At 73.9% G+C, this 22,976-nt stretch carries 26 protein-coding genes and 1 pseudogene; 15 read left to right on the top strand and 12 right to left on the bottom strand.

Annotated features, from left to right (window positions below; all coding sequences use genetic code 11):
• The first annotated feature begins 60 nt into the window (after positions 1-60).
• Positions 61-477 (top strand): cytidine/deoxycytidylate deaminase family protein, encoded by a 417-nt coding sequence (locus tag HCJ94_RS11390; RefSeq protein ID WP_168000957.1) that lies wholly within the window; start codon positions 61-63, stop codon positions 475-477.
• 92 nt (positions 478-569) lie between these two features.
• Here the strand turns inward: HCJ94_RS11390 and HCJ94_RS11385 are convergent, their stop codons facing one another.
• Positions 570-929 carry a YciI family protein gene (locus HCJ94_RS11385; protein ID WP_168000956.1) on the bottom strand — a complete coding sequence of 120 codons (360 nt, stop codon included), beginning with the start codon at positions 927-929 and terminating at the stop codon, positions 570-572.
• 134 nt (positions 930-1,063) lie between these two features.
• Here HCJ94_RS11385 and HCJ94_RS11380 point away from each other — a divergent pair, with 134 nt between their 5' ends.
• From HCJ94_RS11380 to HCJ94_RS11360, 5 genes and pseudogenes are all read left to right on the top strand, one after another.
• Positions 1,064-2,110, top strand: a complete 1,047-nt coding sequence (locus HCJ94_RS11380; RefSeq protein WP_168000955.1) for a FecCD family ABC transporter permease — start codon at positions 1,064-1,066, stop codon at positions 2,108-2,110.
• On the top strand, positions 2,107-3,153 hold the full coding sequence (locus HCJ94_RS11375; protein WP_309227222.1) for a FecCD family ABC transporter permease: 1,047 nt from the start codon (positions 2,107-2,109) through the stop codon (positions 3,151-3,153). The genes HCJ94_RS11380 and HCJ94_RS11375 overlap by 4 nt, the downstream gene beginning before the upstream one ends.
• Positions 3,150-3,512 (top strand): hypothetical protein, encoded by a 363-nt coding sequence (locus HCJ94_RS11370; RefSeq protein WP_168000954.1) that lies wholly within the window; start codon positions 3,150-3,152, stop codon positions 3,510-3,512. Before HCJ94_RS11375 ends, HCJ94_RS11370 begins: the two co-directional genes overlap by 4 nt.
• Positions 3,512-4,315, top strand: a pseudogene (locus HCJ94_RS11365) (ABC transporter ATP-binding protein); the annotation flags it as partial. The gene HCJ94_RS11370 and the pseudogene HCJ94_RS11365, both read left to right, overlap by 1 nt.
• A 251-nt stretch (positions 4,316-4,566) precedes the next feature.
• Positions 4,567-5,511 carry an ABC transporter substrate-binding protein gene (locus HCJ94_RS11360; protein WP_168000953.1) on the top strand — a complete coding sequence of 315 codons (945 nt, stop codon included), beginning with the start codon at positions 4,567-4,569 and terminating at the stop codon, positions 5,509-5,511.
• Positions 5,512-5,664: 153 nt separating this feature from the next.
• Here HCJ94_RS11360 and HCJ94_RS11355 read toward each other — a convergent pair whose 3' ends face one another.
• The 3 genes from HCJ94_RS11355 to trmB all read right to left on the bottom strand — a co-directional run bounded on the left by HCJ94_RS11355 (position 5,665) and on the right by trmB (position 9,801).
• Positions 5,665-6,312 carry a hypothetical protein gene (locus tag HCJ94_RS11355; protein WP_168000952.1) on the bottom strand — a complete coding sequence of 216 codons (648 nt, stop codon included), beginning with the start codon at positions 6,310-6,312 and terminating at the stop codon, positions 5,665-5,667.
• Positions 6,313-6,430: 118 nt separating this feature from the next.
• On the bottom strand, positions 6,431-8,935 hold the full coding sequence (locus HCJ94_RS11350) for a DEAD/DEAH box helicase (RefSeq protein ID WP_168000951.1): 2,505 nt from the start codon (positions 8,933-8,935) through the stop codon (positions 6,431-6,433).
• A 164-nt stretch (positions 8,936-9,099) separates the two neighbouring features.
• Positions 9,100-9,801, bottom strand: a complete 702-nt coding sequence (gene trmB / locus HCJ94_RS11345) for a tRNA (guanosine(46)-N7)-methyltransferase TrmB (protein WP_168000950.1) — start codon at positions 9,799-9,801, stop codon at positions 9,100-9,102.
• Between the two features lie 124 nt (positions 9,802-9,925).
• On the opposite strand from trmB, the gene HCJ94_RS30080 reads away from it, so the two are divergent.
• Together HCJ94_RS30080 and HCJ94_RS11335 are read left to right on the top strand one after the other, a co-directional pair.
• On the top strand, positions 9,926-10,594 hold the full coding sequence (locus tag HCJ94_RS30080) for a hypothetical protein (protein WP_168000949.1): 669 nt from the start codon (positions 9,926-9,928) through the stop codon (positions 10,592-10,594).
• An 8-nt stretch (positions 10,595-10,602) separates the two neighbouring features.
• Positions 10,603-11,262: a class F sortase gene (locus HCJ94_RS11335; protein ID WP_168000948.1), complete on the top strand. Its 660-nt coding sequence runs from the start codon at positions 10,603-10,605 to the stop codon at positions 11,260-11,262.
• 101 nt (positions 11,263-11,363) lie between these two features.
• On the opposite strand, the gene HCJ94_RS11330 is transcribed toward HCJ94_RS11335, so the two are convergent.
• From HCJ94_RS11330 to HCJ94_RS11320, 3 genes are all read right to left on the bottom strand, one after another.
• Positions 11,364-11,684 carry an antibiotic biosynthesis monooxygenase family protein gene (locus HCJ94_RS11330; protein WP_155332901.1) on the bottom strand — a complete coding sequence of 107 codons (321 nt, stop codon included), beginning with the start codon at positions 11,682-11,684 and terminating at the stop codon, positions 11,364-11,366.
• A gap of 104 nt (positions 11,685-11,788) precedes the next feature.
• Positions 11,789-12,586 (bottom strand): exodeoxyribonuclease III, encoded by a 798-nt coding sequence (locus HCJ94_RS11325; protein WP_168000947.1) that lies wholly within the window; start codon positions 12,584-12,586, stop codon positions 11,789-11,791.
• A 131-nt stretch (positions 12,587-12,717) separates the two neighbouring features.
• Entirely contained in the window at positions 12,718-13,638 is a 921-nt protein-coding gene (locus HCJ94_RS11320; protein WP_168000946.1) for a proteasome assembly chaperone family protein, read from the bottom strand.
• 308 nt (positions 13,639-13,946) lie between these two features.
• Between HCJ94_RS11320 and HCJ94_RS11315 the strand changes: the two genes are divergently transcribed.
• Together HCJ94_RS11315 and HCJ94_RS11310 are read left to right on the top strand one after the other, a co-directional pair.
• Complete coding sequence (locus HCJ94_RS11315) at positions 13,947-14,090, top strand: hypothetical protein (RefSeq protein ID WP_168000945.1); 144 nt, start codon at positions 13,947-13,949, stop codon at positions 14,088-14,090.
• 41 nt (positions 14,091-14,131) lie between these two features.
• On the top strand, positions 14,132-14,902 hold the full coding sequence (locus HCJ94_RS11310; protein WP_168000944.1) for an EcsC family protein: 771 nt from the start codon (positions 14,132-14,134) through the stop codon (positions 14,900-14,902).
• 12 nt (positions 14,903-14,914) lie between these two features.
• Here the strand turns inward: HCJ94_RS11310 and HCJ94_RS11305 are convergent, their stop codons facing one another.
• Positions 14,915-15,763 carry a GDSL-type esterase/lipase family protein gene (locus HCJ94_RS11305; protein ID WP_168000943.1) on the bottom strand — a complete coding sequence of 283 codons (849 nt, stop codon included), beginning with the start codon at positions 15,761-15,763 and terminating at the stop codon, positions 14,915-14,917.
• A 116-nt stretch (positions 15,764-15,879) separates the two neighbouring features.
• The gene (locus HCJ94_RS11300) at positions 15,880-16,485 is read right to left on the bottom strand and encodes an antibiotic biosynthesis monooxygenase (RefSeq protein ID WP_168000942.1); all 606 of its coding nucleotides are present in this window, start codon (positions 16,483-16,485) and stop codon (positions 15,880-15,882) included.
• Between the two features lie 192 nt (positions 16,486-16,677).
• Here HCJ94_RS11300 and HCJ94_RS11295 point away from each other — a divergent pair, with 192 nt between their 5' ends.
• From HCJ94_RS11295 to HCJ94_RS11275, 5 genes are all read left to right on the top strand, one after another.
• The gene (locus HCJ94_RS11295; RefSeq protein ID WP_168000941.1) at positions 16,678-16,941 is read left to right on the top strand and encodes a DUF6343 family protein; all 264 of its coding nucleotides are present in this window, start codon (positions 16,678-16,680) and stop codon (positions 16,939-16,941) included.
• 12 nt (positions 16,942-16,953) lie between these two features.
• A complete protein-coding gene (locus HCJ94_RS11290; RefSeq protein ID WP_168000940.1) occupies positions 16,954-18,369 on the top strand; it encodes an NADP-dependent succinic semialdehyde dehydrogenase in 1,416 nt (471 codons plus the stop codon).
• A gap of 61 nt (positions 18,370-18,430) precedes the next feature.
• Entirely contained in the window at positions 18,431-19,393 is a 963-nt protein-coding gene (locus tag HCJ94_RS11285) for a TIGR03885 family FMN-dependent LLM class oxidoreductase (RefSeq protein WP_168000939.1), read from the top strand.
• Between the two features lie 36 nt (positions 19,394-19,429).
• Positions 19,430-21,004: a Na+/H+ antiporter gene (locus HCJ94_RS11280; RefSeq protein ID WP_168000938.1), complete on the top strand. Its 1,575-nt coding sequence runs from the start codon at positions 19,430-19,432 to the stop codon at positions 21,002-21,004.
• A complete protein-coding gene (locus tag HCJ94_RS11275) occupies positions 21,001-21,258 on the top strand; it encodes a UBP-type zinc finger domain-containing protein (protein WP_168000937.1) in 258 nt (85 codons plus the stop codon). The genes HCJ94_RS11280 and HCJ94_RS11275 overlap by 4 nt, the downstream gene beginning before the upstream one ends.
• Before the next feature lies 1 nt (position 21,259).
• On the opposite strand, the gene HCJ94_RS11270 is transcribed toward HCJ94_RS11275, so the two are convergent.
• The 3 genes from HCJ94_RS11270 to HCJ94_RS11260 form a co-directional block, all read right to left on the bottom strand.
• Positions 21,260-21,538 carry a GNAT family N-acetyltransferase gene (locus tag HCJ94_RS11270; RefSeq protein WP_168000936.1) on the bottom strand — a complete coding sequence of 93 codons (279 nt, stop codon included), beginning with the start codon at positions 21,536-21,538 and terminating at the stop codon, positions 21,260-21,262.
• Between the two features lie 109 nt (positions 21,539-21,647).
• Complete coding sequence (locus tag HCJ94_RS11265) at positions 21,648-21,953, bottom strand: hypothetical protein (protein ID WP_168000935.1); 306 nt, start codon at positions 21,951-21,953, stop codon at positions 21,648-21,650.
• Entirely contained in the window at positions 21,950-22,963 is a 1,014-nt protein-coding gene (locus HCJ94_RS11260) for a transglycosylase domain-containing protein (protein ID WP_309227221.1), read from the bottom strand. The genes HCJ94_RS11265 and HCJ94_RS11260 overlap by 4 nt, the downstream gene beginning before the upstream one ends.
• Between the last annotated feature and the right edge of the window lie 13 nt (positions 22,964-22,976).

Genomic DNA, 22,976 nt, shown 5'->3' with positions numbered 1-22,976 from the left:
GTTATCGGCGTGCGCTACGTCTAGAGTTGACCGCCGACGTCGACCACCGGGGGCGGGACCATGACGATGCGGGACACCGACCGGGCGTTGGTGCAGGCGGCCACGGCGGTGGCGAAGCTGCGCTGCCGCAGCGACCGGCACACCGTGGCGGCGGCGGCGCGGACCGCCGACGGGCGGGTCTTCAGCGGGGTGAACGTCCGCCACGCCACGGGTGACCTGTGCGCCGAGGTCGTCACGGTCGGCGCCGCCGCCACGCAGGGCGTCACCGAGCTGGAGACGATCGTCGTCGTGGGGGACCGGGGGCGGGAGGTGCTGCCGCCGTGCGAGCGCTGTCGCCAGGTGCTGCACGACTACCACCCGGCGTTGCGGGTGATCGTCGGCACGGTGGACGCCCTACGGGCCGTGCCGGTCGGCGAGCTGGCCGCCGGAGCGGACGCCCAGCCGGACGGGCCGGCCTCGCCCCAGCGCGCCGGCTGACCTTCTCCGGGCCGGCGGACGGCGGTCAGCCGTCGACCGCGCTTGAGTCGTCGCTCACGGCGGGCACGGTAGCCGGCCCGCGCAACTGCCGGTCAGTCGCCGGCCGCGGCCTCCAGCATCGAGCGGGGCATCGGCACGCTCTCGAAGCGGAGGATCCCCTCCGGCACCATCCAGCTCATCACCTGAACGGCGAGCCGTCCGGCGCGGACCGCCGGGTCGTTCGCGTACAGCTCGCGCGCCTCGTCCGGCGAGATCGAGAGCACCACGAACCCGCGCAGCCGCTCGTCGTCGGTGTCGACGAACGGACCGGCGGCGAGCACGAGACCCTGCTCCGCCAGCCCGGCCTGATGCGCCAGGTGGGCGTCCTGGAGGCGGTCGAGCGCCTCCGTTGGCAGCTCCGGCGCGTCCGGTGGGCGGACCAGGAGGACGACCGTGTGCTGGTCGAATCGCATCTTCCCAGGGTAGGGCCGCTCCGGTCGTGGAGCGCCGCTTCTCGCGTCGGACCGGATCGACCGCCGCTGGTTAGGTCTCCCTAACCTCGTCAGCTAAGGTAAGGCGCACCTAAGCGCCCCTGTTCAGGAGACCCGTGACCACCCTCGCCACCCGGCCCGCCCCGGCCGGTTCCCCCGCCCGCGCGCGCGTCGGCCGCCGGCTGGCGGTCATCGCGGCGGCGGCGATCCTGCTGGTGCTGGCGGTGCTGGCGAGTTTCGCCCTGGGCAGCCGCCCGCTCACCGTCGACCAGGTGTGGCACGCGCTCGTCGCGCCGGACACCGGCGAGGCCACCACGATCGTCCGGGACCTCCGGATGCCGCGTACGGCGCTCGGCCTCGCCGTCGGGACGGCGCTCGCCGTGGCCGGGGTGCTGCTCCAGGCACTGACCCGCAACCCCCTGGCCGAGCCCCGGATCCTCGGCATCAGCGCCGGCGCCTCGTTCGGCGTGGTGCTCGCGATCTCCGTGTTCGGGGTGTCCACCCTCGCCGGGTACGTCTGGTTCGGCATCGCCGGGGCGCTCGGCGCCGGCGTGCTGGTCTTCGCGGTCGCCGCCCGCGCCCGGGAGGGCGCCAGCCCGGTCACCCTCGCGCTGGTCGGCGCGGCCCTCGACGCGAGCCTGGCCTCGATCGTGTACGCGCTGCTCAGCATCGACGCCCGGACCTTCGAGGACTACCGGTTCTGGGTCGTCGGCGGGCTCACCGGTCGGGACCTGTCGGTCGCCGGGCAGGTGCTTCCGTTCGTCCTCGCCGGTCTGGTGCTGGCCGCCCTGGTCGCCCGCGGCCTGGACGCCCTCGCCCTCGGCGACGACGTGGCGCGGGGGCTCGGGCACCGGATCGGCCTGGTCCGCCTGGGCGGCGGCGCGGCCGCCGTGCTGCTCACGGGTGCCGCGGTCGCCGCCGCCGGGCCGATCGCGTTCGTCGGTCTCGCCGTCCCGCACCTGGCCCGGGCCCTGGTCGGCGCGGACCACCGCTGGACGCTCGCGCTCTCGGCTCTCCTCGGCCCGGCGCTGCTGCTCGGCGCCGACGTGGTCGGCCGGCTCGTCGACCCGCCGGGCGAGGTGCCGGCCGGCATCGTCACCGCGCTGATCGGCGCGCCCCTGCTGGCGATCATGGTCCGTCGGGCCAAGGTGGTGACCGCGTGAGCGCCACGGTCACCGCGCTGCCCGGGCGGTCGCTCCTGAAGGTCGGGCCGGTCAGCGTGCAGATCCGCCGCCGGTCGGTGCTCGCCGCCGCCGTACTCGTCGTCCTGCTGCTCGCCGCCGGCGTGCTCAGCCTCTCGCTCGGCACCCCGTTCGTCGCCGCTCCGGACGTGCTGCGGGCGCTCTCCGGCGCCGGCACCCCGTACGACCTGCTGGTCCTCGACCTGCGGCTGCCCCGGCTGGTGCTCGCGGCCGCGGCCGGCGCGGCGTTCGGGGTGGCCGGCACGCTGATCCAGAGCGTGGCCCGCAACCCGCTCGCCAGTCCCGACGTCATCGGCATCACCCAGGGCGCCGGCCTCGCCGCCACGGTGGCCCTGACCAGCGGCGCCGCCGCCGTCCTGGTCGCGTCGAGCGCCCTGGTCGGCGGTCTGGTCGCCGCCGCCCTGCTGCTGGTCCTCGGCGCCCGGCACGGCCTGGCCGCCCAGCGGTTCGTGCTCGCCGGCGTGGCGGTGGCGTTCGCGCTGCGAGCGCTCACCGAGGTGGTCCTGCTCACCGCCGACCCGATCGACGGCCTGCGGGCGCAGATCTGGCTGATCGGCACCCTCGCCGGCAAGGGCTGGACGGAGACGGTGTGGATCACCGTGACGCTGGTCGCGCTCCTGCCGGTGCTGGCGTGGGCCGGCTGGGCCCTCAACAGCAGCGCCCTGGACGACGACACCGCCCGCGGCATCGGGCTGCGGCCGGTGGCCCGCCGGATCGGGTTGGCCGGCACCGGCGTGCTGGTCGCCGCGATGGTCACCGCCCAGGTCGGCGCGGTCGACTTCGTCGCCCTGGTGGCGCCGCAACTGGCTCGTCGCCTGGTCCGCGCCGAGCGCCCGCCGCTGGTGTGCGCGGCACTGCTGGGCGCGCTGCTGCTGGTGCTCGCCGACCTGGCCGGCCGGCGGCTGTTCGCGCCCACCCAGTTGCCGGCCGGGGTGTTGACCGCCGCCATCGGCGGCCCGTACCTCATGTTCCTGCTGCTGCGCGGCCGGCGGAGGTCGTCGTGACGATCGCGGTCGAGCGGGCCCCCGTCGCCCGCGTGTCCACGCGGCCCGCGCCGGCCGCCGCCGGCCGGGCGGCCCTGCGCGCGCCGGTTGCCGGCGGTGTTGCGGCCGGGCCGGTCGCTGTCGGTGAGGCGGTCGTGCGCGTGCTGGCTGCCGCCGGCGGGACGCCCGTGCGTGTGCCGGTTGCCGGCGGTGTTGCGGCCGGGCCGGTCGCTGTCGGTGAGGCCGTCGTGCGCGTGCTGGCTGCCGCCGGTGCGACGCCCGTGCGCGCGCCGGTTGCCGGCGGCGGGGCGCCCGCGTCGGCGGGCGGTGCTGTCGCGATCGCCCGAATGTCGTCCGCCGCCCCTCGGAAGGAGGCCTGATGCTCTCGACCCGCGACCTGGTCGCCGGCTACGACGAGCGGACCGTGCTGGACGGGCTCGACCTCGACCTGCCCCGCGACGCGTTCACCGTGATCGTCGGTCCGAACGCCTGCGGCAAGTCGACGCTGCTGCGCACGATGGCCCGCCTGCTCACCCCGCGCCGGGGAACGGTGCTGCTCGACGGGGCCGCCATCCGGGACCTGCCGACCCGCGAGGTCGCCCGGCGGCTCGGCGTGCTGCCGCAGAGCCCCCTGGTCCCGGAGGGCGTGACCGTGGCCGACCTGGTGGGACGGGGCCGGCAGCCGTACCAGCGATGGTGGCGGCAGTGGTCGGCGGAGGACCGGGAGGCGGTGGACCGGGCGATGGCCCTCGCCGACGTCGCCGGGCTGGCCGACCGCCCGGTCGACACCCTCTCCGGCGGGCAGCGCCAGCGGGTCTGGATCGCGATGACGCTCGCCCAGGACACCGAGGCGCTGCTGCTCGACGAGCCGACCACCTTCCTCGACCTGGCGCACCAGGTCGAGGTGCTGGACCTGCTGCACCGGCTGCGCGTCGAGCGGGGCCGGACGGTCGTCGCCGTGCTGCACGACCTCAACCAGGCCGCCCGGTACGCCGACCACCTGATCGCCATGCGCTCCGGCGCCGTCGTCGCGGCCGGACCGCCCCGCGACATTCTCACTGCCGACCTGGTCCGGGACGTCTTCGGGCTCGACTGCGTCGTCGTGCCCTGCCCGGTGACCGGCGCCCCGCTGGTGGTGCCCGGCCTCGCCAGCCCGTCCCTGGCCCCGCTGCCCGGCACCACCGCCACCGACTTGGCCGCCGGCACCGCCGCCAGCGGCTCGATCGGCGGCACCGATGCGGCCGCCGGCACCGCCCCGGGCACCGGTGACGGCCGGGACGCCGGCCCCGAATCCGCACCGGTCACCACGGCTCGTGCCGGTGACCGGTCCACCTCCGCCGCCCCGATCGCGGCGGGCGCCGCTCCGGCGGCCCGCCCCTCCGCCGACGACGCGGCATCGCCGCGCGCCGGCTCGTACCCCTCGAAAGGACACTGATGCGTCGTCTCGCCGCCGCCCTCACCGCGGCGCTCGCCCTCGGCGTCGGTCTCACCGCCTGCGGTGAGAGCGACCCGGTCGCCGGCACCTCCACCGCGGAGACCCGGGAGATCACCCACGCCATGGGTACCACCAAGGTGCCCGCCGGGCCCAAGCGCGTGGTCGTGCTCGACACCGACAAGATCGACACGGCGCTGTCGCTCGGCGTCACGCCGGTCGGTGCCGCCACCGCCGGTCAGGCGAAGAGCTGGCCGACGTACTTCGGCGAGGAGAAGCTCGCCGGCATCAAGGAGGTCGGGGTGCTCACCGAGCCCGACCTGGAGGCGATCACCGCCCTGAAGCCGGACCTGATCCTCGGCAGCAAGTTCCGCCAGGAGAAGTTCTACGACGAGCTGGCCGCGATCGCGCCGACCGTCTTCACCGAGAAGGTGGGCATCACCTGGAAGGAGAACTTCCTCCTCGACGGCAAGGCGCTCGGCAAGGAGCAGCAGGCCCGTGAGCTGCTCACGGCCTACGAGACCCGGGCCAAGGAGTTCGGCGCCAAGCTGGGCAACGCCGCCGAGCGCAAGATCTCGATCGTCCGCTTCATGCCGACCGAGATCCGGGTGTACGGGCCGGACTCGTTCTCCGGCATCGTCATCGGCGACACCGGCCTGGGCCGCCCCGAGCGGCAGCAGCTCACCGGCAAGGAAGACCGGCGGATGGACCGGGTGAGCCCGGAGCGGATCGGCGAGGTCGACGGTGACGTCATCTTCGTGACCGCGTACGGCGAGAAGGCCGCCGCGGAGCAGGCCAAGGTGACCGGCGGCGCCCTCTGGAAGGACCTGTCCGCGGTCAAGGCCGGTAAGGCGCACGTCGTCTCCGACGAGATCTGGATGACCGGCATCGGCGTCGGTGCCGCCAACAAGATCATCGACGACCTGGCAAAGTACCTGACGGCGTAACGCCGTCCTCCGGGCGCAAGATCGCGCTCGATCCGTGGAGTAGTGGCCTCCTGCCCGTGGGAGGCCACTACATCAAGGATCGAGCGTGATCTTGCCGGCGCCGGCAGGGCGCCTGCGGCGGGGTGCCCTCGCCCCGACTGGGCGTGGGTGCGGTTAGGCGGCGGTGGTCCAGAGGGAGCGGAAGGCGGCGGCTTCGCCGGCCAGCCAGCGTTCGATCTCCTCCGGCTTCGCGGCCGCCGGCATGTGGTGGGCCCGGCCCCGGCGCACGTCGACCAGGACCGGCTCGGCGTGCGGCAGCACCGCGTCCATGTGGCGGGCCATCAGGTGCAGGGTGGCGAGCACCGCCTCGTCGCTGGGCGGGGCCTCGTCGAAGTGCAGGCGGACCGCCTCGGCGCGGCCGTCGGCGTGGCGTACGCCGAAGTGCGGGTTGATCTTCACCGGGAGGTCGCCGAGAAGGGCCAGGGCGTCGCGGGTCTGGGCCAGGTCGACCGACCGTGGTTCGCCCAGGGAGCGCAGCCAGGCCGTCGCGCCCGGCACGAGCGCCTGGTAGAGCGGGCGCCAGCGGGGCTTGACGGCATCGGCCACCGCGTCGAGGTGGGTGCCGCCGGTGTGGAAGGCGATGTCGGCCTTGAGCGCCTTGACGAACTGCCCGTGCGGGTTGAAGCCGGAGCGGCTGGCCCGCTGCTTGCGCAGGCCACCGACGAAGGTGGCCTTGGTCGGGCCGGTGCGGTCCACGTAGCGGGTGAAGCCGAGGAGCGTGGCGTAGGGGGCGAGCGGGGTGGCGGAGGTGGGCGCGGTCACGAGCATCCTCCCAGGTCAGCAGCTCGATTAGTACATACATTCTAATCGACGGGGCTGACATCGCCCAGGGTGCGAAAAGGGCCGCCCGGACATCCCGGGCGGCCCGCGTACGAAAAATCTAGAGCTGTCCCACCGAGGTGATCCGCACGACGGCGGCGCCCGCCTCGTCGGAGGCTGCGAGGTCCACCTCGGCGCTGATGCCCCAGTCGTGGTCGCCCTCGGGGTCGTCGAGGATCTGCCGCACCGTCCAGGTCGAGCGGCCCTGCTCGATCATCAGCAGCGCCGGTCCGCGCGCGTCCGGCCCGACCCCGATCGAGTCGTACGTCTCGAAGTACGGCTCCAGCGCGTCCGCCCACGCGTCGGCGTCCCAGCCGGCGCCGGCGTCGAGCTCACCGAGGAGATCCCACCGGCGCAGGGCGGCCAGCTCCACCCGGCGGAACAGGGCGTTGCGCACCAGCACCCGGAACGCCCGCGCGTTGCGGGTCACCGCCGCCGGCCGGTCGTCCAGCGCCGCGGCGACCTCCTCGACGTCGGACGGGTTGCGCAGCCGCTCCCACTCGTCGATGAGGCTGGAGTCGACCTGGCGGACCAGCTCGCCCAGCCACTCGATGAGGTCCACCAGCTCCTCGGTCCTGGCGTCCTCGGGAACGGTCTGCCGCAGCGCCTTGTACGCGTCGGCGAGGTACCGCAGCACCAGACCCTCGGAGCGGGACAGCCCGTAGAACTGCACGTACTCGGTGAAGGTCATCGCCCGCTCGTACATGTCGCGGACGACCGACTTGGGGGAGAGCTGGTGGTCGGCGACCCAGGGGTGGCCCTGCCGGTACATCTCGTACGCGCTCTCCAGCAGTTCGGCGAGCGGCTTGGGCCAGGTCACCTCGTCGAGCAGTTCGAGGCGGGCCTCGTACTCGATGCCCTCGGCCTTCATCGCGGCGACCGCCTCGCCGCGGGCCTTGAACTGCTGCGCGGAGAGCACCTGGCGGGGGTCGTCGAGGATCGACTCGATCACGCTGACGACGTCCAACGCGTAGGACGGGGACTCGCGGTCGAGCAGCTCGACGGCCGCGAGGGCGAGCGGCGACAGCGGCTGGTTGAGCGCGAAGTCGAGCTGGAGGTCGACGGTCAGCCGGACCCGCCGCCCGGTCTCGTCCGGCTCGGGCAGTTCCTCGACCACACCACCGGCGCGCAGGGCCCGGTAGATGGCGATGGCTCGGCGGATGTGCCGCCGCTGGGCGGCCCGGTCCTCGTGGTTGTCGGTGAGCAGGTGCCGCATCGCCGCGAACGCGTCGCCGGGCCGGCCGATGACGTTGAGCAGCATCGAGTGGCTGACCTGGAAGCTGGAGGTCAGCGGCTCGGGCTCGGCCTCGACCAGGCGCTGGAACGTCGGTTCGCCCCAGCCGATCGAGCCCTCCGGCGGCTTCTTCTTGACCACCTTGCGGCGCTTCTTCGGGTCGTCGCCGGCCTTGGCGAGGGCCTTCTCGTTCTCGATGACGTGCTCGGGTGCCTGGACGACCACCCGGCCGAGGGTGTCGAAGCCGGCCCGCCCGGCACGGCCGGCGATCTGGTGGAACTCGCGGGCCTTGAGCAGCCGGGTCCGCACCCCGTCGTACTTCGACAGGCCGGTGAACAGCACGGTGCGGATCGGCACGTTGATGCCGACCCCGAGGGTGTCCGTCCCGCAGATGACCTTGAGCAGGCCGGCCTGGGCGAGCGTCTCGACGAGCCGGCGGTACTTGGGCAGCATGCCCGCGTGGTGCACTCCGATGCCGTGCCGGACCAGCCGGGACAGCGTCTTCCCGAAGCCGGACGTGAACCGGAAGTTCCCGATCGCCGCCGCGATCATGTCCTTCTCGGCGCGGGTGCAGACGTTCACGCTCATCAGCGCCTGGGCGCGTTCCAGCGCGGCGGCCTGGGTGAAGTGCACGACGTACACCGGGGCCTGCTTGGTCTCCAGCAGCTCCTCCAGGGTCTCGTGCAGCGGCGTCATCGCGTACGAGAAGAGGAGCGGGACCGGCCGCTCGGCCGAGCGGACGACGGCGGTCGGCCGGCCGGTGCGCCGGGTCAGGTCGTCGACGAAGCGGGTGGTGTCGCCGAGCGTCGCGGACATCAGCACGAACTGCGCCTGCGGCAGCTCGATCAGCGGCACCTGCCACGCCCAGCCGCGGTCCGGCTCGGCGTAGAAGTGGAACTCGTCCATGATCACCTGGCCGACGTCGGCCCGGGCGCCCTCGCGCAGCGCCAGGTTGGCCAGGATCTCCGCCGTGCAGCAGATGACCGGGGCGTCCGGGTTGACGCTGGCGTCACCGGTGAGCATGCCGACGTTGTCGGCGCCGAACACCTCGCACAGCGCGAAGAACTTCTCCGACACCAGGGCCTTGATCGGGGCGGTGTAGAAGGTCGTCCGCTCGTCGGCGAGGGCGGCGAAGTGCGCCGCGATCGCGACCAGGCTCTTGCCGGAGCCGGTCGGCGTGTTCATGATCACGTTCGCGCCGGAGACGATCTCGATGACCGCCTCCTCCTGGTGGGGGTAGAGGTCGAGGCCGCGCTCCTTCGCCCAGCCGGCGAACGCGTCGTAGAGGGTGTCGGGGTCGGCGGTCCTGGGCAGCGCGGCGGTGAGTGTCATGGCGCGTCCATGGTGCCTGGATCATGGCCTCACGCGCCAACCGGGGCCGTGACGCGGACACGGCACCGCCCGCGCCGACCGGCGCCGCCGGGCGTCCGGGCGCCGGTCAGCCCGCCTCAGGACGCCGGTCAGCCGGCCTCGGCCGGCCTCACGGCGGGGGTTGATCAGCGGCGGCGGTAGATCAGGTCCGTGACCGGGCGGCCGGCCGTCAGGGCGCGCCGCTCGAACTTCGTCACCGGCCGGTGCGCGGGGCGCGGGGCGAAGCCGTCGTGGGCGTTCACCAGCCCCGGGTCGGCGTCCAGCGTCTCCCGCATCGCGTCGGCGTACTCGGCCCAGTCCGTCGCGCAGTGCAGCGTCCCGCCGGGGACGAGCCGGGAGCGCAGCAGCGCCACGTGGGCCGGCTGGATGATCCGCCGCTTGTGGTGCCGCGACTTCGGCCACGGGTCCGGGAAGAAGACGTGCACCGCGTCCAGCGATGCCTCGGCCAGGCCGCTGACCAGGTCCAACGCGTCACCGCGGGCCACCCGGACGTTGCCCAGCCCGTGCCGTTCCACCAGGTCCAGGAGGTTGGCGATTCCGGGCGTGTGCACCTCGACCGCCAGATAGTCTCGATCCGGGTCGGCGGCGGCCATCGCGGCGGTGGTGTCGCCCATCCCGGAACCGATCTCCAGCACCAGCGGGGCCCGCCGGGGGAACAGGCGGGCCGGGTCCACCGGAGTGCCGGGCACGTCGGGGACGTCCAGGCCGTGGACCGGCCAGAGCCGCTCCAGCGCCGCGGTCTGGCGGGCGGTCATCCGGCCGCGACGCGGGTGGAAGGTGCGGACGCTCCGCGCGGGGGCGGTGGCGGGGAAGTCGGTGGCGGTCACAGCGATCCGAGCGTACGCGAGGACCGGGCCGCACCGGATGTGATGTACGACGGGGGATGGAAGGATCTACCCGTACGGCAGACCGGGCGTCTGTGGTGCCCGGCCGCTGCGCCGGGAGGGGGTTGTGGTGGCGGTGACCCGCGGAAACCTCGCGCTCTCGATCCTTGCCGCGATCGCCGGGCCGCTGCTCGCCGCGGCCGCGGCCCCACTGCTCGCCGGCGCGCCCGCCGCGGCCGCCCCGCCGCGCACCGCCAGCCTGACCCGTGCCGCGCTGCCCGACGGCCGTCCGCTCACCGGCCCGCAGGCCGCCCGTCCGGCGGGCGCGCGGGCCGTTCCGGTCGCCGCGCCGGCGCCCTCGGGCGCGCCGCAGCCGCAGCCGCCGAGCGTCTTCGTCGAGGTGAGCCCGAGCACCGTCCAGCCCGGCTTCCTGGTGGGCATCCGGGCGAGCTGCCACGACAACTCGATCCCGGCGGTGGTCTGGTCCGACGCGTTCGGGCGCGTCCAGGTGCAGCCGCAGCGCGGGTTTCTGACGGCGACGCCGATGGTGCGGGAGCGCACGCTGCCCGGGAACTACCGGGTCAAGCTGGAGTGCCCGGGCGGCGAGAGCGCGTCGACGATGCTCCAGGTCGTGAAGTCGGTCCGGCCCAGTCGTGGCCCGGCCACCGGGTTCGGCGGCGCGGCCGGTGACGCGGCGGGCGGGCTGCTGCTCCCGGGTGGGGTCGCTCTGACGGTGACCGGCCTGGTGGTGTGGTTGGTGTCCACCCGTCGGCCGCGTGGCGCCGCCCGACGCTGACCACGATCATGGCCACCTCCTCCGCCTCCCGGCCGGCCGCGCGTACGGCCCGCCGGTCGCCGTGGTCGATTCCGCTGGCGGTCGTGCTGGTGCTGGTCGGGGTCTTCGCGACCGGCGCCGGGCTCGGACGCACCGTCGGTCCGCTGGACTGGGCCACCACGGCGAACGCCGACCGGGCGGCCCGTGGCGAGCGTGGTGGCCTGGGCGCGAGTCGGCCGGTCCGCCTGGCCGTACCCGCCATCGAGGTGTCGGCCCCGGTCGAGCCGGTGGGCCAGGCCCGGGACGGCTCGATCGCCGTACCGCCGCTGGAACGTGCCGAGGAGACCGGCTGGTACGACCGCGGCCCGACCCCCGGGGAGCCGGGCTGGGCGGTCATCGTCGGCCACGTCGACACCAAACGCGGCCCGTCGGTCTTCCACGACCTGCACAAGCTGCGTCCCGGGGACACGATCGAGGTGACCCGCGCCGACGACTCGGTGGTGGTGTTCCGGGTGGACTCGGTGGAGCACTTCCCGAAGGACCGGCTCCCCGCCGACCGGGTCTACCGCGACGAGGGTCCGCCCGGCCTGCGCCTGATCACCTGCGGCGGCGACTGGGTCGGTGGCCGCACCGGCTACGCCGACAACGTCATCGCCTTCGCCACGATGACCACCTCGCGAAACCCGTGATCCACATTCCGTCGATCATGACGTTAGCGGGTGAGAAGCGGGCATGACGGCCCGCTGACGTCATGATCGACGTTGGCGGGTGGGTGGGTGGGTGCGGGGCGTCAGGCGCGGGGTGGGACGGACTGGACCACCTCGAACTCCAGCAGGGTGGCGCCGGAGGCGACCGGCTTGCGGGGTTGCTCGCCCGGGGGCGTGGCGTGGGCGGCGCGGGAGGGGCCGGCGGCCCAGGCCTGGTACGCCTCCTCGCTCTCCCAGCGGGTGTAGACGAAGTACCGGTTCTCGCCGGCGACCGGGCGCAGCAGCTCGAAGCCGAGGAAGCCCGGGGAGTTCTCCACCGCGCCGGCCCGTGCGGCGAAGCGCTTCTCCAGCTCCTCACCGGCTCCCGGCGGGACGTCGATTGCGTTGATCTTCACGACTGCCATGGCTCCACCCTAGGCCGTGCCGGGACGTCACGGCGCGTGGCCGGGCGGCCCCGGACGTCACGCGGGCCGGCGTCCGGACACGTGCGGCCGTTCGCCCGGACGGGTCAGAACGACTCGACGGCTGGCACCAGATCGGCGTCGACGACGATCGGGGCGTGGTCGGACGGGCCCTTGCCCTTGCGGGCCTCCCGGTCCACGTACGCCGAGCGGACCGCGCGGACGAACGGCGCCGAGGCGTACACCAGGTCGATCCGCATGCCCTTGTTCTGGTGGAACATCCCGGCCCGGTAGTCCCAGTACGTGAACGGGTGCGGGCCCTTCATCGGGGTCGGCACCACGTCGGCGAGGCCCAGGTCCCGCAGCGCGGCGAGGGCGGCGCGCTCGGCGGGCGTGACGTGGGTGGAGTGGGTGAACAGCGCCGGGTCCCACACGTCCGCGTCGGTGGGGGCCACGTTGAAGTCGCCGCAGACCGCCACCGGCAGCGCCCCGGTCAGCTCGACCTCCAGCGCGTCCCGCAGGGCCGCGAGCCAGGCCAGCTTGTACGTGTAGTGCGGGTCCTCCGGCGTGCGGCCGTTCGGGACGTACACCGACCAGACCCGCAGCCCGTCGCAGGTGGCGGAGAGGGCACGGGCCTCCGGGTCGGGGAAGCCGGGCTCGCCGGGGAACCCGACGGTCACGTCGGCCAGGCCGACCCGGGACAGGATGGCGACACCGTTCCACCGGCCGTCGCTGTGGCTGGCCACCGTGTAGCCCAGCTCGCCGACCTCGGCCACCGGGAACGCCCCGTCCGGGCACTTCGTCTCCTGGAGGCAGACGACGTCGGGCTTCGTGCCGGCCAGCCAGTCGAGCAGCCGGGGCAGGCGGGCCTTCACGGAGTTGACGTTCCACGTCGCCAGGCGCATGTCTCCAGCCTGCCTGATCCGCGGCCGGCCCGCCGCCCGGCCGGGGGCGTGTCGCGGGGCCGGGGCACGCGGGCGTCAAGAAGGGCCCCTTCCTGTGCGCCAGGCGCTGGGAAGGGGCCCTTCCTGACGGCTCAGCTGCCCGGTGTGTCGTTCGGGCGGGTCTGCTCGGCCAGGAAGCGTTCCAGTTCGGCGCCGAGCTCGTCGGCGGTCGGCAGGGAACCGGCCTCGGGGGCGAGCAGGTTCTTCTCGCCGCGACCGCGGGCGAACGCGTCGTACTGCTCCTCCAGGGCGTGGACCAGCCCGGCGGCGTCCTCGGTCTGGGCGACCTGCCGGTCGATCTCGACCCGCACCACCTCGGCCGCGGCCCGCAGCCCGTCGCGGGGCAGGAGCAGCCCGGTGCTGCGGGAGACCGAGGCGAGGAGCACCTCGGCGGCCGCCGGGTACTCGGTCTGGGCCACGTAGTGCGGCACGTGGGCGGCGAAGCCGAGCGCGTCCCGGCCCTGCTCGCCGAGCCGGTACTCCAGCAGGTGGCCCACGCTGCCCGGCACCTGCACCCGCTGGAGCCACGGCTCGTAGCCGGCGATGAGTTCGCGCCGGGTGGCGTGCGCCGTGACGCCGGTGGGGCGGGTGTGGGGGACCGCCATCGGAATGGCGTTCAGGCCGACCGTCAGCCGGACGTCCAGCCGCGCGGAGAGCCCGGCGACGGCCGCGACGAAACGCTCCCACTGCAGGTCCGGCTCGGGTCCGGTGAGCAGCAGGAACGGGGTCTCGTCGTCGTCGTGGAGCAGGTGCAGCTCCAGCGCCGGGGCGTCGCACGACTCCCAGTGGTCCTCGACGAAGGTCATCACCGGCCGGCGTGAGCGGTAGTCGAAGAGCTGGTCCAGGTCGAACCGGGCGATCGGCCGCGCGTCGAGGGACGTGAGCAGCTGCTCACGGGCGAGCCGGGTGGCGTTGCCGGCGTCGACGAAGCCGGACAGCGCCTGGATCAGGACCGGCTGACCGAGGTCGGGCAGATCGTCGGCGAGTTCGTAGAGCTCGTGTGGGTCGAGCACCGGTGCGGACCTCCCTGGGACGTGCCTACGGGTCGCCGCTCGCGGACGGCACCCGGTTGGGGGAACGTACCCGCCATCCTGATGCATTCCTCCGTACCCCTCCCGGATTGCCACCGGGCGGCCGTCCACCGCCCGGTGGTGACCGGATAGCGGACGTGGATATCCGCCGAACGGACGACAGTGGTGATCTTCGCCGACCTGGACTGTACGCTCCCGCCACAGTGGACGGTTGTCGGTCGGGCAACCCGGGTACAGATGTTGTCGCTGCGAGGTACACATGGATACAGGCAGCACGACAGGAGGACGAGATGTCTCTCATGCACCGGATCAGCACGTTCCTGCGCTCGCCCAAGGGGCAGCAGTTGATCGAGCGGGGTCGCCGGGAGCTGGCCAAGCCGTCCACGCAGCAGAAGCTGAAGGGCCTCGCCGCCAAGCTCCAGCACCGCCGCTGACCCCCGACGTCCCACCTCAGGCCACCCCTCGGGAGACCCTCGTGACCGATGCCGTGCCCACCGACGGCCAGCCCGTCGCCCTCCCGCCGCAGCCGCCCGCGGCCCCGACCCCGACGGCGGCACCGGCGCCGCCCGGTGTTCCGGAGGCTCCGCCCGCTGGGCTCTGGGACCGGATGCGGGAGGACCCGCAGTACGCCCCGGAGCACCTCGCTCTGGAGGCGGTGCGCCGGCTCGGCCCGGAGGCGGCGCAGTGGGCGGAGCGGGCCCGGGCCGAGCAGCCCGGGGTGTCCGCCGAGGTCCTGGCCGAGCAGGCGGTCCGCAAGTTCGTCAACCACGCGCGGCTCTCCGGCGCGGTCTCCGGCGCGGCCGGGCTGCCCGGCGCGGTGATCGACGTGGGCGTGCTGGCCTGGACGCAGGCCCGGATGGTGCTGCACATCGCCGCCGCGTACGGCGTGGACGCCACCCACACCGACCGCGCCACCGACCTGCTGGTGTTGCAGAAGGTGCACAAGGTCGCCCAGAGCGCCCGCCTGGCGCTCGGGGTGGCCGCCGGCCGGGAACGCGCCGGGGCGCTCTTCGGTTCCGGCGGGCAGGCCCCGCTCGGCCGGGTGATGCTGCGGCTCGGCGTCCGGCTGGCCCAGATGGCCGGCGTACGGGCGGCGAAGCGGATGTTCGCGAAGGTGGTGCCGGGGGCGGCCATCATCCTCGGCACCTGGGCCAACTCCTCGGCCACGAAGGACCTCGCGGCGCGGTCCCGCGCCCTGTACCGGCAGCACGGCGGCGGTGGTCTGCCGGAACAGCGTCACGGGTGAGCCCGGCCGCCCTCAGGTCGCCCGCCCCCACGCCCGCCAGGTGACCTCGGCGAGCTTGTCCTGCCCGGCGGCGTTGGGGTGGAACCAGTCCAGCGGGTTCACCAGGTCGAGGGTGAACCGCACCCGGTGGGCGGCCCCGCCGTCGTACCGGCAGCGGGAGCCGTACGCCTTGCACGCGCCGGCGAGCTGGGCGTTGTAGTCGGCGATCCGCTCCCGCACCGCGGCCCGGCGGGCCCGGTCCAGCGGGTCGGTCGAGGTGGGGTTGGCCAGCAGCGCGGGGCAGATCCCCCGGCGCCAGGCCCGTACGGCCCGCTCGTCGGTGTGCCCGACCTCCCACAGCCGGTACAGGTCCGGGAGGCTGACCACCAGCACCCGCGCCTTCGGCCGTTCCGTGCGGAGCACCCGCAGCCCCCGGTCGATCTCGGCGCGGAACCGTTTCACCGGGGTCATCGCCTCCACGCCGCCCCGGCAGACGTCGTTCGCGCCGATGAGGACGGTCACCCGGTCCGGCTTGTCCCGGGCCGCCCGCTCGGCCTGCGCGGCGAGCGCCTCGGCCCGGGCGCCCGGCCGGGCGTGGTTGTAGGCCCGGCCGCGCAGCGCGGGCTCCTGGTCGAGCAGCCGGCGGTAGTGGCTGTCCACCCGCAGGCTGTCCCCGGTCGACCAGGAGTTGCGCTGGCACGAGGTGAGCACCAGGCAGGAGCCGAAGCCGGTGGTGATCGAGTCGCCGAGGGCGGCGATCCCGCCCGTGCCGGGGGCGGTCGACCCGCGGGTGGGGCGAGGTGCCGCCTCGCCCCCCTCCTCGCAGGCGAGAGCGGCCAGCGCGAGCAGGCAGGCGACGGCGGCGACCCAGCGTCGAGGCATGACTTCCCCAGTCGGCCAAGCGGAGCGGAGAGCGACGGCGCGGTAACTCTATGGCGCGGGCCGGTGGGGTCATCCGATGGTGTCGGGTATGCGGCAGAGCGGTGCCGCCGTCCCGCTCAGCGTGGTATGCGCCGGGGTGCCCGCTGCCCGTGCAGCCACCAGCCGAGCGCCCGGGTGATCCGGGGCAGCACCAGGTACGTCATCAGCGGCGTCAGCGTCAGCGTCATGATCAGTACGCGCACCGCCAGCGGCACGCCCGGGATGAACGTGCTGGTCAGCAGCGTCGCGGTGAGGCTGAGCGGGAAGAACGCCAGCCAGATCGTGACGGCCTGCTTCCAGCGCGGCGGCGACGGCGGCGGGACGGTCGGCTCCGCGCTCACCGGCTCGACGACAGGCTCCCGCGGCGGCTCGAACCAGCCCTCGATCCCCGTCCGCCGCTCGACCCGGGTGTGCTCGACGATGCCCTGCGCGGAGGCCAGCCACCAGTGCCGCTGCGGCGACTCCTCCCAGCGCCGCAGGGTCTCGTGGTCGGCGAACCGGTAGAGCATGTGCCACTCGCCGGATCCGGGGGCGCTGCGGACCCACCCGGCGCCGAGGAACCCGGGGAACGCCTCGGCGAGCGCGGTGCCGGCGCGCATCCACGCCACCATCTCGTCGGTGCGGGCGGGGTCGGTCCGTCGCGCGATCGCGACGGTCACCGGCATCGCGTGGGTCATGGTCATGCCCTCCATGCTCCCTGCCGTCGCCCGGGTCGGACGGGTCACGAGGGGGTGGTGTAACGCAACCCACGAGGCCCGTGACGGGGCCCACGCGGACGCCGCGTCCGGCACGGAATACCCGGGCGCGGGGACACCATCCTCCGGAACGCCGCGGACGCGCGGGTTAAGCGCGGTGTGGGCGGGTAGGTCGGGGTGATGACGAGATCGCAGCCCCGGCGCGCCCGTGGCACGGTCGGCCACGCCTACAGCGCGCTCAACCTCCGCCTGGTGCTCGCCGCCTTCGGCCTGGTCACCATGGCGATCTTCGCCGTGCTGGCGTTCCGGGCCGACGTGGTGTGGCTGGGCGTCGTCTGCGCGATCTTCGCGGTGGTCGCCGTGGTCGACCTGGTGATCATCCAGCGCCGTCGTGCCGCCCGCCGCGGGGAGGAGCCGGGCGCGCGGCACTCACTGTTCGAGTGACAGGAGTACGAAATGCCCATCGCCACCGTCAACCCCGCCACCGGACAGACGCTCAAGACGTACGACGCGATGTCGCCGGAGCAGGTCGACGCCGCGATCGGGCGGGCGGACCTCGCGTACCGGCAGTTGCGCGACACCACCGTCGAGCAGCGCGGCCGGTGGCTCACCGCCGCCGCCGACCTGCTGGAGGCCGAGCGTGACGAGACCGCGCGGCTGATGACCACGGAGATGGGCAAGACGTACGCGGCGTCGCAGGCCGAGGTGACCAAGTGCGCCACCGCTTGCCGCTTCTACGCGGCGAAGGCCGCCGAGTTCCTCGCCGACGAGCCCGCCGACGCGACGGCGGTGAAGGCGGCGCGGGCGTTCGTCCGGTACCAGCCGATCGGGCCGGTGCTCGCGGTCATGCCCTGGAACTTCCCGCTGTGGCAGGTGATGCGCTTCGCCGCCCCGGCGTTGATGGCCGGCAACACCGGCCTGCTCAAGCACGCCTCCAACGTGCCGCAGACCGCCCTGCTGCTGGAGGACCTGTTCCGCCGCGCCGGCTTCCCCGAAGGGGCGTTCACCACGCTGCTGGTCGGCTCCGACGCCGTCGACATGGTCCTCAGCGACCCCCGGGTGCGGGCCGCCACGCTCACCGGCAGCGAGCGCGCCGGCCGCTCGATCGCGCAGATCGCCGGCCGGGAACTGAAGAAGACGGTGCTGGAACTCGGCGGCTCCGACCCGTTCGTGGTGATGCCCTCGGCCGACCTGGACCGGGCCGCCGAGGTCGCCACCACCGCCCGCTGCCAGAACAACGGCCAGTCCTGCATCGCCGCGAAGCGCTTCATCGTCCACACCGACGTGTTCGACGCCTTCGCCGAGCGGTTCGCGGCGCGGATGTCCGCCCTGCGGGTCGGCGACCCGATGGACGACGCCACCGACGTCGGGCCGCTGGCCAGCGATGGCGGCCGCGACGAGATCGACGCCCAGGTCCGCGACGCCGTCGACCGGGGCGCGACGGTCCTCTGCGGCGGCGGGAAGCCGGCGGGGGAAGGCTGGTACTACCCACCCACCGTGGTCACCGGCCTGACGCCGGAGATGCGCATGTGGACCGAGGAGGTCTTCGGGCCGGTCGCCGGCCTCTTCCGCGTCTCGTCGTACGAGGAGGCGATCGAGGTCGCCAACGGCACCTCGTTCGGCCTGGGCTCCAACGCCTGGACGCGGGACGCGCGGGAGCAGGAGCGGTTCGCGGTCGACCTGGACGCCGGCAACGTCTTCGTCAACGGCATGACCACCTCGTTTCCGGACCTGCCGTTCGGCGGCGTGAAGAACTCCGGGTACGGGCGGGAGCTGTCGGCGCTCGGCATGCGCGAGTTCTGCAACATCAAGACCGTGTGGGTGGGCGGCGAGGGCGGAAGCACCGCCTCGGCGGGCGCGCACGCCGAGTGACGCGGGGCGTCGACGAGTTCCCCTGCTTACCGTCCGGGCGCGGTGGGTACGGAACGACGCCATGACGGTGTTCGGGTTCCACGCGTCCCACGAGCAGATCCACCCCCGCGCCCTGCTGGACGCGGTGGTCCACGCGGAGCGGGCCGGGTTCGGCGCGGCGATGTCCTCGGACCACTTCTCCCCGTGGAGCGCCCGCCAGGGCCAGTCCGGGTTCGCCTGGTCCTGGCTCGGCGCCGCCCTCCAGGCCACCAACCTGTCCTTCGGCGTGGTCAACGCGCCCGGGCAGCGGTACCACCCGGCGATCATCGCCCAGGCCGTCGGCACCCTCGCCGCCATGTACCCGGGCCGTTTCTGGGCCGCCCTCGGCACCGGCGAGGCGAGCAACGAGCACATCACCGGCGACGGCTGGCCCCGCAAGGACGTCCGTGCCGCGCGGCTGCGCGAATGCGTCGACGTGATCCGCGCGCTGCTCGCCGGCGAGGAGGTCAGCCACGACGGCCTGGTCCGGGTCGACCGGGCGCGGCTGTGGACCCGACCGGAGGAGCCGCCGCCGCTGATCGGCGCGGCGGTCAGCGTCGAGACCGCACGCTGGTGCGCGGAGTGGGCCGACGGGCTGATCACCGTCAACGCGCCGGCCGACCATCTGCGGCGCATGATCGACGCGTACCGGGACGCCGGCGGGCGCGGCCCCCTGCACCTCCAGGTGCACGTGAGCTGGGCGCCCGAGCAGGCCGAGGCCGAGGCGATCGCGTACGACCAGTGGCGCAGCAACGTGTTCGCCCCGCCGGTCTGCTGGGACCTGGAGCTGGTCGACCACTTCGACGTGGTGTCCGCCGACGTGCCGACGGCGAAGGTGCACGACGTCGTCAACGTCTCGGCCGACCTGGGCCGGCACGTCGGCTGGCTGGAGGAGTACGTCGACCTCGGTTTCGACCAGATCGCCCTGCACCACGTGGGACAGGAGCAGCGGGCGTTCATCGACGCCTTCGGCACGGAGGTGCTGCCGAAACTGCGTACCGGTTGATCGGGACGGCCGGGGGCCGACCTAGGCTCGTACGCCATGGAGGCTCTCTTCGAGGTCGTCGTCTTCCTGGCGATCGCGACGCTCGGTGCGGCCCTGGCCCGCCGGCTGGGACTGCTCGCCCCGATCCTGCTGGTGGTGCTCGGCCTCGTGCTCTCCTACGTGCCGGGCTTCCCGGAGGTCCGGCTCGACCCGGAGCTGGTGCTGGTGGGCATCCTGCCGCCGCTGCTCTACATCGCGGCGCTGGACACCTCGGTCCCGGCGTTCCGGCTCAACCTGCGTCCCATCCTGCTGCTCGCCGTCGGGCTGGTGGTGTTCACGGCGTTCGCCGTCGGGCTCGTCGTCCACCTGCTGCTGCCGGGGGTGCCGTTCGCGGTGTGCGTGGCGCTGGGCGCGGTGGTGGCGCCGCCGGACGCGATCGCCGCGACCGCCGTGGCCCGGCGCATCGGCCTGCCGCGCCGCGTCGTGACGATCCTGGAGGGCGAGAGCCTGCTCAACGACGCCACCGCGCTGGTGCTGCTGCGGATCGCGGGAATGGCCACGGTGGGCGCGGCGGTCGGGTTGGCCGAGGTGACCAAGGAGATCGTCACCGCCACCGTTGGCGGCCTGCTGATCGGCGCACTGGGCGCGGTCGTCTTCAGCTTCCTGCACAAGCGGATCGCCGACCCGTTGCTGGACAACGCGCTGTCGCTGATCATCCCGTTCGTGGTGGCCTTCGCCGCCGAGGAGATCCACGCCTCCGCCGTGGTCGCGGTGGTGGTGACCGGGCTGGCGCTCGGGCACAAGCTGCCCCGGCTCATGTCGGCGGCCTCCCGGCTCCAGGTGGGCGCGTTCTGGCGGCTGGTCCGGTTCCTGCTGGAGGGACTGGTCTTCCTGCTGGTGGGGCTGCAACTGCCGGAGGTGCTGCGGGACATCGACCGCCCCCTCGGCTTCGTCGCCGGCATCACCGCGGCGGTCCTGGTGACGGTCTTCCTCACCCGGTTCCTCTGGGTCTTCCCGGCGACGTACCTGGTGCGCCTGATGCCCGGGGTGCGTCGCCGCGACCCCGCGCCGCCGGTCCGGTTCCCGGTCGTCATCGCCTGGGCCGGCATGCGTGGGGTGGTCACCCTCGCCGCCGCGCTCGCCCTCCCGCTCACCCTCGCCGGCGGGGAGCCCTACCCGCGGGGCCTGTTCATCTGGCTCGCGTTCGCGGTGATCGTGGTGAGCCTGGTCGGGCAGGGCGCCACCCTGCCGATGGTGGCCCGTTGGCTGAAGCTGCCGCCGGACGACCCGGTGCAGGACGCGCTCTCGGCGGCCGGGGTGCAGCAGCGGGCCAGCCGCGCCGCGCGGGAGCGTCTCGACGCGCTCGCCGGCTCCGCCCCGCCGGCGGTCGTGGACCGTCTGCGGGACCTGGTCGACCACCGCACCAACCTGGCGTGGGAGCAGTTGGGCGGTGCTGCGCGGGAGACGCCGTCACAGGCGTACGGTCGGCTGCGGCAGGAGATGATCGACGCCGAGCGGGAGGTGTTCCGGGCCGCCCGGGACGCCGGCCGGATCCCCGAGGAGGTGCTGGTGCGGGCCTATCGAGACCTGGACCTGGAGGAGTCGTTGCTGCGGCGGGAGGTCGTCGAATGAGCTGTGCCCACCTGACGGAGGCCGGCGAGGTGCCGCCGCAGACCACGGACACCTGTCCGGACTGCGTGGCCATCGGCAACGACTACTGGGTGCACCTGCGCTCCTGCCTCAGCTGCGGGCACGTCGGCTGTTGCGACTCCTCGCCGCAGCAGCACGCCAGCAAGCACTTCGAGAGTGCCGGGCACCCGGTGATGCGCTCGATCGAGCCCGGCGAGTCCTGGCGGTGGTGCTTCGTGGACGAGGAGATCGGCTGACTCAGCCCAGCCGCCGGGCCAGCACCTGGCCCGGCCAGGGCTCGCGGCCCGGCCGCTCCACGGTGAACGTCTCGGTGCGGGTGAAGCCCTGCCGCTCGTACCAGCGCACCAGCGCGCCGTCGCCGCCGGCGTAGCAGTCGACCCGCAGCAGGTCGAGGCGCCGCTCGCGGGCCAGGTCCGCCGCGTGGGCGAGCAACCGGCCACCGATCCCGTGCCCGGCGTACGCGCGGTCGGTGACCAGCAGGTTCACGTAGAGCTCGGGTTCCGTGGCGGGTGGCACGGGCCCATCCTGCTACGGGCCACACCCACGGTGGGTGGCCGGGACCGGCATCAGGGACACGGGGGCGTGGGGGAGCCGCCTCCCGGTGCGGCGGTGCGGAGGCCGGCCGTCAGCCCGGCGCCCGCGTGCGCGACGGCTCCAGGGTCAGCGACGGGCTCGGCTTCGGTGGACCGGACGGCGTCCTGGTCGGCTTCGGACCACCGGTCGGGCTCGCGGTGGCACAGCGCTCCGGATCGCAGGTCGGCCGGGTCGCCGTGGGCGTCGGCCGCGCGGTCGTCGGAGTCGGCTCCGCTGCCGTCCGCTCGGGCTGCGCCGAGGCGGTGGGCGACGACGGCGCGTCGTCGTCCGGGAACTTCGGCTCCGGGAAGCGGTACTTGTCCGGGTCGAGCTTCAGCGCGGCCGTCGCCTCCTTCATGAACTGCCGACGTAGTCGGCCGGCTTGTCCTTGAACGGCTCGGACTGTCGCAGCTCGCTGAGCACGTGGTTGACCACCAGGCCGGTCGGCCGGTCGAGCCCGGACCGGTCGGCGGTGGCCTCGATGGGCTTCACCGTGTCGGGATACGCCAGGTCGGCCGCCTCGTCCGGCGACAGGTACCCCAGCTCCACCATGCCGTCGCGGATGTAGTTCCACCGGTCGATCGAGTTCTGCCGGGCGGTGGGGCTGCGCTGCGGGTCGTAACCGGGCTGGCCCTCGGGGTCGTCCGGGTTGGCCTCCGGCTGCTTCACCATCGCGCAGAGCACCATCGCCTCCGCGACGGTCAGCTGCTTCTCCGCCGGCGCGTCGCGGCGCACCGTCTTGCCGAAGTACGTCTGCGCGGCCGCCTCGACGCCGTACGCGCCGCGACCGAACGGCACCGTGTTCAGGTAGAAGCCGAGGATCTCCTCCTTGCTGTACGTGTCGTCGAGCTTCCACGCCATGACCGCCTCGCGGGCCTTACGGGAGTACGTGACGCCCTTGAGGTCTGCCGCGACCCGGGCGTACTGCTGGGTGATCGTCGACGCACCCTGGCGCTGGCCGCCCGTGACGTTGGCCCAGGCGGCGCGGAGCACGCCGGCGAAGTCGATGCCCTCGTTGGTCCAGAACGTGCGGTCCTCGGCCGCCACGATCGCCTGCTTGGCGGAGTCGTTCATCTGCTCGAAGGGCACGATCGTCCGGTTCTCCGTGCCCAGCTTCGCCAGCGGGGTGCGGCCGTCGGCGAAGTAGACGGTCGTGGACTCCGGCAGTTTCAGGTCCGTCGGCGTGGGCACGCTGTCGACGTAGTAAGCCCCGCCGAGGAGACCGCTGCCGAGCAGGAGCGCGAGCACGGCCAGGATGATCGTGACCTTGCGGCGCCGCCGCCGCTTCGGCTCAGCGGGGGTGGCGGTCGGCTCGGGGGCGGTCGGCTCGGGGGCGGCGGCAGCGTCGTCGGGGCGTGGAGAAGTCACCCGCACTCGGTAC

It is taken from the genome of Micromonospora thermarum, from assembly GCF_012034245.1.
In the GTDB taxonomy this organism is placed as follows: Bacteria; Actinomycetota; Actinomycetes; order Mycobacteriales; family Micromonosporaceae; genus Micromonospora; species Micromonospora thermarum.
The sequence above is the reverse complement of the archived record's forward strand: the minus strand, read 5'-3'. Positions and strand labels throughout refer to the sequence as shown.